The sequence below is a fragment of the Asticcacaulis sp. P2_B1 genome (assembly GCF_056404915.1).
On record NZ_JBFUDD010000008.1, the window covers coordinates 47,355 to 60,772 of the forward strand.

8 protein-coding genes are annotated in these 13,418 nt (G+C 59.8%); 6 read left to right on the plus strand and 2 right to left on the minus strand.

The features are described 5' to 3' along the window. Positions 1-498 precede the first annotated feature (498 nt). Positions 499-6,714, plus strand: a complete 6,216-nt coding sequence (locus AC1DX3_RS16550) for a hypothetical protein (RefSeq protein ID WP_476990424.1) — start codon at positions 499-501, stop codon at positions 6,712-6,714. Positions 6,715-6,914: 200 nt separating this feature from the next. Beyond that, on the plus strand, positions 6,915-8,339 hold the full coding sequence (locus AC1DX3_RS16555; RefSeq protein WP_476990425.1) for a calcium-binding protein: 1,425 nt from the start codon (positions 6,915-6,917) through the stop codon (positions 8,337-8,339). 1 nt (position 8,340) lies between these two features. On the opposite strand, the gene AC1DX3_RS16560 is transcribed toward AC1DX3_RS16555, so the two are convergent. Together AC1DX3_RS16560 and AC1DX3_RS16565 are read right to left on the minus strand one after the other, a co-directional pair. Continuing rightward, entirely contained in the window at positions 8,341-8,847 is a 507-nt protein-coding gene (locus tag AC1DX3_RS16560) for a PIN domain-containing protein (protein WP_476990426.1), read from the minus strand. Next, on the minus strand, positions 8,848-9,099 hold the full coding sequence (locus AC1DX3_RS16565; protein ID WP_476990427.1) for a type II toxin-antitoxin system Phd/YefM family antitoxin: 252 nt from the start codon (positions 9,097-9,099) through the stop codon (positions 8,848-8,850). Between the two features lie 568 nt (positions 9,100-9,667). On the opposite strand from AC1DX3_RS16565, the gene AC1DX3_RS16570 reads away from it, so the two are divergent. From AC1DX3_RS16570 to AC1DX3_RS16585, 4 genes are all read left to right on the plus strand, one after another. Further along, positions 9,668-11,068, plus strand: coding sequence for a cation:proton antiporter (locus AC1DX3_RS16570; protein ID WP_476990428.1), 1,401 nt, complete (start codon positions 9,668-9,670; stop codon positions 11,066-11,068). Positions 11,069-11,210: 142 nt separating this feature from the next. After that, entirely contained in the window at positions 11,211-11,690 is a 480-nt protein-coding gene (locus tag AC1DX3_RS16575) for a nuclear transport factor 2 family protein (protein WP_476990429.1), read from the plus strand. A gap of 69 nt (positions 11,691-11,759) precedes the next feature. Next, positions 11,760-12,497 (plus strand): hypothetical protein, encoded by a 738-nt coding sequence (locus AC1DX3_RS16580; protein ID WP_476990430.1) that lies wholly within the window; start codon positions 11,760-11,762, stop codon positions 12,495-12,497. 16 nt (positions 12,498-12,513) lie between these two features. After that, positions 12,514-13,407 carry a pirin family protein gene (locus tag AC1DX3_RS16585; RefSeq protein ID WP_476990431.1) on the plus strand — a complete coding sequence of 298 codons (894 nt, stop codon included), beginning with the start codon at positions 12,514-12,516 and terminating at the stop codon, positions 13,405-13,407. Positions 13,408-13,418 lie beyond the last annotated feature (11 nt).

Here is a 13,418-nt window from a genome sequence, read left to right on the forward strand (position 1 = left end):
ACGGGCGCCGTGGGGGCGTCGATAAGCCCGGAGACAGAATGTCCTTGAAGATACACTATCCCTGAAGATGGGCGGAATTCTTAATGGCAGCGTCCTTGCGTTGATGGCGTGTGCGATCGCGTGCCAATTTTCAGGTATTATGCAAGATAATGTTTAGTATATTGCGTCCAAATATTTGGACGTGATGATTTTTTGCGGCCAAAAACGGCCTAAGAATAAGTACATTCAACTTGCAATTCTCAGTTAATTCTCGCCTCACGAGATATATTGCTTGACATATTGGGCGCGTGAAGAGTTTATCCCCAGGTGTTAATAAAATGTTAATGAAATATTTATGACAGATGAGCTGCCTTTGGCGGCACCATCTTGTCTGTCTGACCTAACGTTTCTCCGGGGGGAGCAGCGTTTCGGCTGTCATTCCGGTCGTCACTTCGATCTTCCCCGTTTCGACAATAACAGGTCTGCCAAAACGGCAGGCAATAAGCAGGGAAGTTACACATGGCTACCATCTATGTCAGCGACTTTAACGGCGATCTGCAAGCTGCCATCGCGGCCGCGGCGGCGGGCGACACGATTGTCCTCGATGCCGGTGATTACAACGGCGACGTCACCATCAACAAGGCGATCAACCTGGTTGGCGCCAATGCCGGCTTTGGCGGCACCGACGATCGCAATGCTGAAAGCAACATCATCGGTCAGGTCAATGTCACGGCCGCGTCGGGTACGGTGATTATCGATGGCGTGCGCATTGAAAACACCTCCAATGCCGCCACCCAACAATATGGCATCAATATTACCGGCGCCGCGGATGTGCGTGTCGAACATTCGATCATCCATTCCGATAACCCGAATGGAGCCAATGCCGGCAGCTGGGGCGATGTCGGGATTTTCATGGGCAGCGGCGCCACGGGCCATATGACCATAGAGAACAACCTGATCGATGGCGCCAGCACGAATGATTTTAGCGGCGCTGCATGGAACCGCGCGATCTTTGCCCAGTCGGACGCCACAACCCTGCTGATCCTCAACAACACGATCACTTCGGCGCGGACGGCGATTGGCGCCCAGGGCGTCAATTCGCATGACGTTATCGAACGTAATTCCATTAGCCACGCCGGCACGGGCTTCGCTTTTAGCTACGGCCTTTCCCTCGGTCGCGTTGATCACAACACGCTCGATAATGTCGCCACGGAATATAATCTGCGGTCGGCGACCAGCGGTGTCACCTTCAACGCCTCGACCAACACCCACACCAATACCGGCGGCAGCGTCCAGATTCTCGGCAGCGACTTCGGTGACACCCTGACCGGCACCGGTGGCGACGACTATATCGCCGGCGATGCCAGCAACGGCAACGCCGACGGCCTGACCTTCGGCGTCGGCACGGCGACCAACGACGCCAACACGCTGAGCGGCGCCGGCGGTAACGATATCCTGCTGGGTTCGACCGGCAATGACAGTCTGACGGGCGGTACCGGTACGGACGGCCTGATCGGCGGCGGTGGCGTCGATACCGCTCACTTCAGCACAGCGATGAGTGTAACCGACATCAGCTATGATGCCGGCACACACGTCTATACAGTCGATGGCCATGCTGATGGTTCAGACAGCCTGTCGCATGTCGAAGTCGTTCAGGGCAGTACTGCCGGCCATATCCTGCTGGTCGACCCAAATGGTGACGGCTTCGCCACCATCCAGGATGCGGTCAATGCCGCCCAAAGCGGTGATACCATCCTGATCCAGTCCGGCACCTATACCGAGCAGGTCGTGGTCAATGGTCTGTCCGACCTGACCATCATGGCGGCCGATGGCGCCGATGTGACGATCAAGGCGCCCGCCGACGTCCACCAGACGGCGACATCGACTTCGGGGCGCGCCATCAACGGTGTGGTGACGGTCCTCAACGGTAGCAATGTCACCCTTCATGACATCACGGTCGATGGCAACGGCGCCGGCAACAGTGTCGACGGCAGCAATGCCAACTTCCTCGGCGTCTATTATGGCAATGCTTCGGGCGGCCTGACCGATGTCGACGTTACAGGCATCCGCGACGCCTATGTCGGCACGACGCCGGACGGCGACGATGCCATGTCCGGCACGCAACGCGGCGTTGGTGTCCAGGCGGACAACAGCTCGCAAATGGCCTTCTACATGCATGGCGGTTCGATCAGCGACTTCCAAAAGAACGGTACGGTGTTCAACAACACCGATCTCGACGTCACCGGCGTCCATGTCAGCGGCGGCGGCACCCAGGCCATCAGCCAGAACGGCATCCAGGTCCTCAATTCGACCGGTACGATCGACGGCAATACGATTGATCACATGGGCAGCGTCGGCGGCGACGGCACCTATGCCACCGGCGTCCTGGCCTATGGCAATACCAATCTCGATATCACGGGCAACACTATTGTCGGCTCCAACACCGACACCTCGCACGACGGGCGCGTTATCGGTGTCGCCATTATGGACTTCGGAACGGCCAACAGCGGCGGCCATGTCACCGGCAATGATATTTCCTGGGTCGACGACGGTATCGACGTCAGCGGCCATATGGGGCCGGTGGCGGTCGAGGTCTCCGGCAACACATTCAGCCACATCGACACGACCGATCAATATTCCGGCGGTGTCGAATACTATCCCGATGCAGGCAGCCTGGCGCTCAACCTGACGGGCAGCGACCAGCACGACGATCTCGAAGGCAGCGCCGGCAACGACACCATCCACGGTGCGGCTGGTGACGACTTCATCAGCGGCGGCGCCGGCAGCGATGTCGCCACCATTGACGGTACCCTGACCATCTCGTCCTTCCAGGTCGTTGGCGGGCAGTGGACCGTCACCGGCGAAGGCACGGACACCCTGACCGGCGTTGAAAAGGTCAGCGACGGCAACGGCCACAACTTCTTCCTGGTCGGCGCCGGCGGCTTTAGCAGTGTCCAGGCCGCCATCGATGCTGCGGCGGCAGGCGATACCATCCTGGTTGCCGGCGGCATCTATACCGAGACGGCCGCGGCCCCCGGCGGTCCGGCCGGCCTCTATATCAACAAGGCAGGCCTGACCATTCAGGGCTTCAATGGCGATACCGGCAATGCGGTGACCTCGGCCCAGGAAGCCAAGGATCACGGCCCGACCATCATTTCTGGCGCTCAGACCAATTTCGGTGCCAACTTCTGGATCGGCACGGATGGCGACAATACCACGCTGAACGGGCTGCATCTTGAAGCCGGCGACGCCACCGACAACAAGTTGCTGGAAGTGTGGGGCGATAACGCCACGATCACCCACAACTTCATCGACGTCTATACGCCGGGCGGCGACTACAACTATCCGGCCGCCGTCTATTTCAACGACAACGGCACGGAAACCAATGACGACATCACCGCTTTCACCCTGGATCACAACATCCTCAATGAGGGCATTATCGTCGCCAATGGTCCGGGCGCCGGTACGTCGGGCACGGTCAGCACTTCGGAACTGATCACCAACAACACGTTCGAGGGCCACTTTGACGACGACGGCCTCGGCCGCTACGACACTGTGGCGTTGAACGGCAATGTCACCGGCGTCGGCTGGCTGCTGGAATCGACCCAGACGCCGACCATGACCGGCAATACGCTGGGCGACAATTCGACACCCTTCCTGTTGCGCGGTAGCGATAACAGCGAGGCCAACCTGCCGTCCGCGGCTCAGGTTGCGGCCTTCCTGGCGGCCAATGGTGATGCCGGCACGACCTACGCCTATGCCCTGACCTCGGGTGGCGCGCTCGACACTGCGCTACGCAATGACGGCAATGGCGACTATCACAGCTTCGCCGTCACCAACACGATCGACACCATGAACCTGGCGCTCGACAATACGGGTGACAATGTCTTCGGCGGCGAACGCGACTACATCCACACTGGCGACACCCTGGTCGTGCAGAGCGGATCCGGCGCCATGGCGTCCGACATTATGGTCGACAACCTGCATGTCGCGGCGACGGCCAATTCGGCTGACCTCAATCTGACCCTGGCAAGCATGCACACCGACGGATCGGCGATCGCCGGCGGCGTGCACACTGTAACCCTGGACGACTATGCCGCGGGTCAAGGCGCCAATGTCGATGTGACCGGCAATGCGCTGGATAACACGATCGCCGGCAATAGCGGCGCGAACAACCTGTCGGGCGGTGACGGCAACGACACCCTGGATGGCGGCGCCGGAACGGATAGCCTCGACGGCGGCGCGGGTATCGACACGGCCCGCCTGGGCGGCAGCCTGAGTGTTGCCGACTTCGATTTCGACAGCCTTGCCTCGACCTGGACGGTTACCGGTGCCGATGCCTTCAAGAACGTCGAAAAGGTCACGGACGGCGCCGGCCACACCTTCCTCCTGGTCGGGGCCGACGGCTTCGCGACCCTGCAGGACGCCATCAATGCGGCGTCCGCTGGCGACACCATCATCCTGGCTGACGGTACGGTCAGCGGTAATGTCACCGTCGACAAGGCGGTGACTATCCTCGGCGCTAACCATGGCATGGACGGCTCTTCGCCGCGTGGGGCCGAAAGCACCATCAACGGCACCATCACGGTTACGGCCAATGCCGGCAATGTGGTGATCGACGGCGTCTACATCCTGAACGGCTCGGATAACTCTACCAAGCAGGACGGTGTCGATATCACCGGCACGGCCAATGTGACCGTGAAGAACAGCGTCATCCATTCCGCCGGCGGCAATGCCAGTTTCGGCGCCGCGCCGTGGGGTGATGTCGCCGTCTATGTCGGCACCGCAGCGAACGGTAATGTCGTGGTCGATCACAACCTGATCGACGGCGGCGGTTCGGGAAGCTTTGGTGGCGCGTCCTGGGCTCGCGCCATGCAAACGGAAACCGATGCCACCACCTTGACGGTGACCAACAATACCGTCGCCGGCAACCGTTCGGGTCTCGGCTTCGCCGGCCTCAGCGCCAGCGACACGGTCAGTGGCAACTATCTGAACAATAACGGCACGGCTATCGCGGCCGGTCTGCCGCTCGACATGTCGCACGTTACCGGCAACATTTTGAACGGCAATTTCGACGAGTTCAACCTGCGCACGGCCTATAGCGGCGTCACCTTCGACGCCAGCACCCAGGTCGTCGCCAATGTCGGGCCGGACGGGGTCATCAAGATCCTCGGCAGCGATTTCAACGATATCCTGTCCGGCACCGGCGGCGACGACTTCATCTCCGCCGATGCCAGCGCCAATTCCGACGGTCTCGACTTCGGCGTCGGTTCGCTGACCAATGACAATAATACGCTGAACGGCAATGCCGGCAACGACATCCTGTTCGGTTCGACCGGTATCGATACGATCCGCGGTGGCACGGGTAACGACACCATCAATGGCGGTGGCGGCAATGACTTGATGTACGGCGGCGCCAATGACGACACCTTCTATGTCAACGATGCTGGCGACAAGGTGTTCGAATTGACCGGGGAGGGCGCGGACACGATCATTTCGTCGCTCAGCTTCGATCTCAGCGGACAGTTCGTCGAAAACCTGACCCTGACCGGTTCCGGTGATTTGACGGCCACGGGCAACAGCCTGAACAATACGCTGACGGGCAATAGCGGCAACAACGTTCTGACGGGCGGCGCCGGTATCGACACCCTCGTCGGGGGCGCCGGCAATGACATTCTCGACGGCGGCAGCGGAGCGGACGTCATGACGGGCGGGATCGGCAACGACACCTATTTCGTCGACAATCTGTCCGATACGATTGTCGAAAATGTTGGCGAAGGTTCGGATACGGTGCAATCGACCCAGTCGTTCACGCTTTCCGCGGCCTTGGAAAACCTGACCCTGGCTGGCGTCAACAATATCAGCGGTACAGGTAATACCGGCAACAACACCATTATCGGCAATGCCGGTAACAACGTGTTGAACGGTGGGGACGGCATCGACAGCCTGAACGGCGCCGGCGGTAATGACACGCTGGACGGCGGGACGGGGGCCGATGCCATGACCGGCGGCGCGGGCGATGACACCTTCTATGTCGACAACTCGGCCGACACGACCGTGGAATCGACCGGCAACGGCACGGATCGCGTCTTCGCCTCGGTGACCTACAGCCTGGCCGGGCAATTCGTCGAAAACCTGACCCTGACCGGCAGCGACAATCTCAACGGAACCGGCAACAGCCAGGCCAATGTGATCACCGGCAACAGCGGCAATAATGCCCTGAATGGCGGTTCCGGCGCCGATACCCTGGTCGGCGGCTTGGGCGACGACACCTATACCATCGACAATAGCGGTGACGTTGTCACGGAGCTGACCGGTCAAGGTACCGACCTGGTCATTGCCTCAGTCAGCTTCACCCTGGCCGGGACCTTTGTCGAAAACCTGACCATCAACGGAACCTCGGTGGCCAACGGCACGGGCAACAGCCTCGCCAATGTCATCGGCGGTAACAACGCTGCCAATATTTTGAACGGTGGTTTTGGCGCCGACACCCTGACAGGCCATGGCGGGGCCGATACCTTTATGTTCAGCAGCGCCAGTGGGATGGACACGATCACCGACTTCTCGGCGGCGCAGAACGACACGATCAATGTCAACGCCTATACCCACGGCACGACGCATTCGGCCTACCTGACCCAGGTCGGCGCAGATACGGTCATCAATTTGGGCGGCACCAATATCATCACCGTGTCGCACGCCACGATCGGCGATGTGGCCGCTCACATGATCTGGTAGCTGATCCAGTTTTCGAACACTCGGCAGGCAGGTTCCCGCGGGAGCCTGCCTGTTTCTTTGACTCCCGGACGAGGTGCCAGCGACCTCGCAGGAAATCTGTTCTACGCGTAGCTATTTACCCTATTGCAAGATTGTCACGAAGCACGCGTCCTGATAAGCTTCGCACCAAGGGTTGAACGCACAGGTCGAGGGGTTTTGAGATGTCCAAACACTTAGTTTCGCACGGTCCGGTAGCGGCTGGAGCGCCGGTGCCAGTGGAACTCACCGGTGATGACGGCGCCAATACGCTGAACGGCGGCGACGGCGACGACATGTTGTCGGGCCTGGGCGGTGATGACGTCCTGGACGGCAAGGCGGGGGCCGACACCATGGACGGCGGCACCGGTGGCGATACCTTTCATGTCGACAATATCGGCGATATCGTTATCGAGGGCGCCAGCGCCGGTTACGATACCGTTATTTCAAGTGTCAGCTATACTCTGGGCAACAATGTCGAGCGCCTTAGCTTGACCGGCCATGAAAATGTTGACGCCACCGGCAACAGCCTGCGCAATGTCATCGGCGGTAATTCCGGCGATAACCGTATCGATGGTGGCTTCGGGCAGGACACCATGATCGGCCATGGTGGCAATGACACCTACATCGTCGACCGTTTTGACGATGTCGTTACGGAAAAGGCCGGCGAAGGCAGCGACAGCGTCGAAGCCTGGTCGACCTGGCATATGTCGGCCAATGTTGAATATCTGACGCTGAGGGGCGAAGGCGCTACCTTCGGCAGCGGTAACGCGTCAGACAACACCATTACCGGCAATACTGGCGCCAATACGCTCTATGGCAGCGGTGGCGATGATATCCTGAACGGCGGCCTGGGCGCGGACCATATGATCGGCGGTATCGGCGATGATGTTTTCTATGTCGGCGATGCCGGCGACTGGGTGTCCGACTATGCCGGTCAAGGCACCGACACGGTCTATAGCACGCTCGACTATAGCCTGGGCGCCAATCTCGAGAACCTGACCCTGAACGGCGATGCTGTCACCGGGCGCGGCAACCATCTCGGCAATGTGCTTGATGGCAACAGTCGCGACAATGTCCTTTTCGGCTTCAGCGGCGACGACACGATCGATGGCAGCGCTGGCGCCGACCGCATGATCGGCGGCATGGGCGACGACAGCTATTATGTCGACAACGGCCATGATCGCGTCTTCGAACATGCCGGGCAGGGGGCGGACGTCGTCCATGCATCGGTTTCCTACACCCTCAGCGATAATATCGAAAACCTCATCCTGACGGGCGAAGCGAGCAATGGTCGCGGTAACGGCCTGGACAATACGATCGTCGGCAATGACCACGCCAACCGCATCGACGGCGGCGCCGGTGACGACAACCTGACGGGCGGTCTGGGCGCGGATATCTTCATGTTCGGCGTGGATAGCGGGAACGACACCATTACCGACTTCAACGGCCGTGACGGCGACCGCATCGATATCACCGTCGCTCAGGGCTTCACCATGACGGTGACGCAATTGGGCACGGACGTGGTGATCGACGCCGGTGATGGCAATACGGTGACGGTGCTCAATATGAGCGCCACCGACCCGCATCTGCTGAGCTGGATCGTCTGATTTAGAAGCGCAGGAACAGGTTTTTCAGCCACAGCGGGCCGGCCTTGGCGACCTGTTGCCAATCGGCATTGTCTTCTTCGGCTTCGGGCTCATAGCCCCACGGATTGAACACCTTCACCCGGCAGGACTTGTAGGCGGCAGGATTGCGCGTCGTCAGGGTCAGGCCATGGACCAGGGCCGTCGCGGCCATCAGGGCGTCGCGGTCGTGGCGCGGATCCGTAAAAGGCAGGGTCGCACGCTTTTTCGCCACCGCGGCGTCGACGCTAAGGATGCGGCCTTCGAAGGCCTTCATGACCTGGTCGTCGAGCCAGGTACGTACGCCGGCTGCCTGGATGCGGTCCTTGCGCTCCATCGCCGCCACGCCGCTTTCCAGCTCAAGCAGGGATATGGCCGACATGAACAGGTTCTGGCTGGCGATACTGCCGGCCCAGGTCACGACGCCGGGATCGGCCTTGCCATTGCGTGCCTTGCGCAATTCACTGATGACGTGGGTGTCGAGCAGGTACATCTAAAGGGACTCCTCGCGACGGTCCCAGGTGGCGCCTGTGCGCTGGGCATCGAATTCTATCTCGACCGGTTCGGTCATGGCCAGAAGATCGACGATGCTCTGGGTCTGGCCGGTGATCTGGCGGAAGGCCTCGAAGCTCATCAGCACGTGTGACGGCCTGCCGCGGTCGGTGATGAAGACCGGCTCGATTCGGGCGGCGCGCTTGGCCTTGCCGACATCCTGGTTGAAATCGCGGCTGCTGATCGTACTCATATCGCGTCCATGTACCTACATGTGTGAGGCAAATAATGTTGCTACATTACTACGCTGTGATGGTTTGGCAACTAAAAATAATCCAATAAAATAAAGGCTTTGAAATTCGTCTTTTCGCTTTGACGGCGATAAAATATCGGCTTAGCTAACGACACGTGACGCCGTCGTGCCTTCCGATCCCGAGTCGAGGCCCGCGGCAGACGTCACGGGGTCAGTCCTCCCGATCCCGTTGATTTATCACCCGTTTTTGACTGTCTTCTTCGACCCCTTAACACCTGAAATCCAGCTTCCCGTACCCCGGAAGCTGGATTTTTTTTGCCTTTCGGAACCGTATGTGTGGATGTGACGATAAGATCGTTTGCCGGCAAGGGGCGTGTATTAAATGTGCATATGTTGCTACATAGTGTTGTGGTGGTCACAATAAATAAATCAATAAAATAAATGACTTAAGAGAACATATTTTTGATTGACGGTCTTGAAAATCTCATATGTCTTTATCGCAGGCATACAGCCCGACCACGACAACACCATAAAGTTCAATAAAATCGTCTCTCCAGGGAACCCGTCCATGACACCCGATATTTTCTCACCGGCTGTGCTGAAAAGTATAACCGATACGGTTGCGCACATCCTGTCGCCGCACGGCCCGGCGGCTACCGCGGCGACGGCCGCCGTTGCCGGCGCCAAGACCTATGCACCCGGCGACTTCAGCGTTCACTTCTTTCTACAACTGGCCATCATCATCATCACCTGCCGCATCGTCGGCTGGCTGGGCCAAAAACTGCTGGGCCAACCTCAGGTCGTCGGTGAAATGATCGCCGGCGTTATCCTCGGGCCATCGCTTCTCGGCCTGTTCTTCCCGGAAATCCAGGGCATGCTGTTCCCCAAGGAGACCAAGAACGTGCTTTATGTCGGCGCCCAGTTCGGCGTCGGTCTGTACATGTTCATGGTCGGCACCGGCTTCCGCGGCGACCATTTCAAGACCAACGGCAAGAGCGCCTTCGCGGTCTCGCTGGCCGGCATCGCAGCGCCGGCTCTGATCGCCATCCTGATCACGCCCTTTCTGCTCAAGGTCCCGGGCCTGTTCGCCGACGGCCTGCCGGTGGGCCAGGCAACGCTGTTCCTGGCGGCGTGTATCGCCTTAACGGCCTTCCCGATGCTGGCGCGCATCATCCATGAACGCGGCCTCAGCAATTCGTCGCTCGGCACCTTGTCCCTGACGGCCGGTGCTGTCGACGATGCCGTGTCGTGGTGCGTTCTGGCGGTCGTGCTGGCAACCTTCGGCGGCGGCCCCGGCGTTGCCGTCCTCGCTATTGTCGGCGGCCTTGCGTTCGCTCTCTTCGTCATCTTCTTCGGCCGCAAGCTGTTGGCCCCGCTCGGCCGTATGGTCGAGGAAAAGGGCGAGATGACGTACACTATCATGGCCATCACCATGATCTGTTTCTGTGGTGCGGCCTTCATCATGGACGCCGTCGGTATCCACGCCATTTTTGGCGGCTTCATCCTGGGTACGGCCATGCCACGCGGCAAGTTCGTCGAGGAACTGAAGAAGAAGGTCGAGCCGTTTGCGGTCGTCGTGCTGCTGCCGATGTTCTTCACCTATTCGGGCCTCAATACCCGCATGGACATGGTCAATACGCCGACCTTGTGGCTGATCGCCGGCGGTATCCTGATCGCCTCGATCATCGCCAAGGGCGTCGCCTGCTGGGGGGCTGCGCGCCTCTGCGGTGAAGATAACCGTACGGCGCTCGGTATCGGCGCTCTGATGAACTCCCGCGGGCTGATGGAATTGATCATCATCAATATCGGTCTGCAAAAAGGCATCATCGGGCCAACCCTGTTCTCGATGCTGGTTCTGATGGCCATCGTCACTACGGTCATGGCGTCGCCTCTGTTTGAAGCCGTCTATGGCAAGAAGGCCCGCGAAAGCGGCGAATTGGGCGCCGTGCCGGACAATACAGCCAGTTAGAGTTGCGCGTACCTCCTCCTCCTAGTGCGCTCCTGTCCCCTGCCTCCTTTTGTTAAGAGGCGGGGGATTTTTTTGCCCATTGTCTCAGGCTGGCAGCCGGGCTAGCCATTTCAATTCGCCGGCCATTTTGTTGGAGATCGCCATGAGCCGTCCGCCCTTTCCGCCCTTCACCGCCGAGACCGCTGTGCAAAAGGCGCGCATGGCCGAAGACGCCTGGAACAGCCGTAATCCGGCCCGCGTCGCCCTGGCCTATACGCCCGACAGTGCCTGGCGCAATCGCTCGGAATTCATCACGGGCCGGTCGGAGATCGAGGCCTTCCTCACGCGCAAATGGCAGGCTGAAGACGATTACCGCCTGATCAAGGAGGTCTGGGCCTTTGACGGCAACCGGATCGCCGTGCGCTTTGCCTATGAATGGCATGACGCTGCCGGCCGGTGGTTTCGCAGCTATGGCAATGAAAACTGGCAGTTCGACTCCGAAGGTTTGATGGCGTTGCGTCATGCCAGCATCAACGATCTGGCGATCCGCGAAGACGAACGCAAGTTCCGCTGGCTACGTGGCGAGGATGGCGGCAGCCGCCGTCCGGACGATCATCCGGGCTTGAGCGAACTGGGGCTCTAAACGCCGGCTCAAGCCTTGTTCGGGCCGCGAACCCGTGACATAGTTGCGTCTTCGGATAAGGATGCGGCTATGCGGTATGGTTTGTGGGCGGGGTTGAGTGTCATCTTGCTGGCATCGGCCGTTTCGGCCGAAACCACCACGACGGGGGCGCCGACTGACGTCAAGCCGCCGATCATGGTGCCGAATGCACCGACAACGACCGATTACGACCCTAAGACCGGCTTTCCCGATCACAACGGCGCCTTTTCCGGTATGTTGATCGTCATTCCGCAAAGGGAACTGATCGAATTCGACAAGCCGTCGGGCAGCACACGTCAGCTCGATCGCGTCGCCAAGGCCGAGCCGGGTGCGGTCCTGGCCATCAAGCTGGTCTTTATCGGCATGAAGCCGGATTATTACAATCAGGCCAATGTCAGCTACGATTTGCAGGTCATCGCGCCCGACGGTAAGATCTATGGCGACAGCGATTATAAGGGCCTGGACGCCCTGCATGGCCAATTGGGCAACGAGACCGGGGTCTTCGACAATCGCAACAAGGTCGTCCTGATGCAGTTCGAAGCCCAGGATATGCCGGGTGTTTATACCATCAAGGCCGTTCTACACGACAATAACGCCAAGCTCGACTTACCTGTGCAGGCCAATGTCGAACTGCTGAAAAGGGCCGAGGCCGTAGCGGTCGCCCCGCAGCCAGAGGCTACCCCCGTCGGCCCGACGCCCTATACCGTCCTGGCGCCGCCGGAAATGCAGACCAAGACGACACCCCCTGTTAAGAAGGGCAAGAAACATCGTCGGCACCGCCGCCGCTAACCGGAAGGATTTTATCATGGACACTGTAGCAACCCTTCTGCCGGACGGTATCGATATGGTCATCCCGGCGCGGGAAAAGGATCTGGGCGGATTCAATGTCCGCCGCGTCCTGCCGTTCGCCAAGCACCGCATGGTCGGACCGTGGATATTCTTCGACCATATGGGGCCGGCTGATTTCGCTCCTGGGGTCGGCATCAATGTGCGGCCGCATCCGCATATTAATCTCGCGACCGTGACCTATCTGTTCGACGGCGTCATCCTGCACCAGGACTCGTTGGGGACGCGCTCGGTCATCCAGCCGGGCGATATCAACCTGATGGTGGCGGGGAAGGGGATTGTTCATTCCGAACGTGAGGAGGAGAGCGCCAGGGCACAGACACGTCATCTTGACGGTTTGCAGCTATGGCTGGCCCTGCCTGAAGCCGACGAGGAGATGGATCCGGCCTTCTTTCATTATGCGTCGTCGGATATTCCTGCCCACAATGACGACGGTGTCGCCGTTCGCGTCATGATGGGCCAGGCGTTCGGGCTGACCTCACCGGTCAAGACCTATGCCGATACGCTCTATGTCGAGGGCCGGTTGACGGGCGATGCGGCCATTGATGCGCCGTCCAGCGCCGATCAGCGCGCCGTCTATGTCTGCGCCGGCGAACTTTCGGTCGCGGGGCTCACGGTTCATGCCTATGAGATGGCGGTGCTGACGCCGGGCGCCCAGGTCGAACTCAAGGCCCTGGGTCATGACGTCCACTTCGTCATTATCGGCGGCGAGGCCCTGAGCGAACGTTATATCTATTGGAATTTCGTGTCGTCGCGGCCCGAGCGCATCGAACAGGCCAAGGCCGACTGGAAGAACGGTCATTTCCCGAAAGTGCCGGGTGACGAAGTCGAGTTCATTCCTTTGCCGGAATGAGTGGCCGCGCG

Coding starts and splice junctions, on each gene's coding strand:
- AC1DX3_RS16585 (WP_476990431.1), top strand. CDS start 12,514: ATGGACACTGTAGCAACCCTTCTGCCGGACGGTATCGATATGGTCATC.
- AC1DX3_RS16575 (WP_476990429.1), top strand. CDS start 11,211: ATGAGCCGTCCGCCCTTTCCGCCCTTCACCGCCGAGACCGCTGTGCAA.
- AC1DX3_RS16550 (WP_476990424.1), top strand. CDS start 499: ATGGCTACCATCTATGTCAGCGACTTTAACGGCGATCTGCAAGCTGCC.
- AC1DX3_RS16565 (WP_476990427.1), bottom strand. CDS start 9,099: ATGAGTACGATCAGCAGCCGCGATTTCAACCAGGATGTCGGCAAGGCC.
- AC1DX3_RS16555 (WP_476990425.1), top strand. CDS start 6,915: ATGTCCAAACACTTAGTTTCGCACGGTCCGGTAGCGGCTGGAGCGCCG.
- AC1DX3_RS16580 (WP_476990430.1), top strand. CDS start 11,760: ATGCGGTATGGTTTGTGGGCGGGGTTGAGTGTCATCTTGCTGGCATCG.
- AC1DX3_RS16570 (WP_476990428.1), top strand. CDS start 9,668: ATGACACCCGATATTTTCTCACCGGCTGTGCTGAAAAGTATAACCGAT.
- AC1DX3_RS16560 (WP_476990426.1), bottom strand. CDS start 8,847: ATGTACCTGCTCGACACCCACGTCATCAGTGAATTGCGCAAGGCACGC.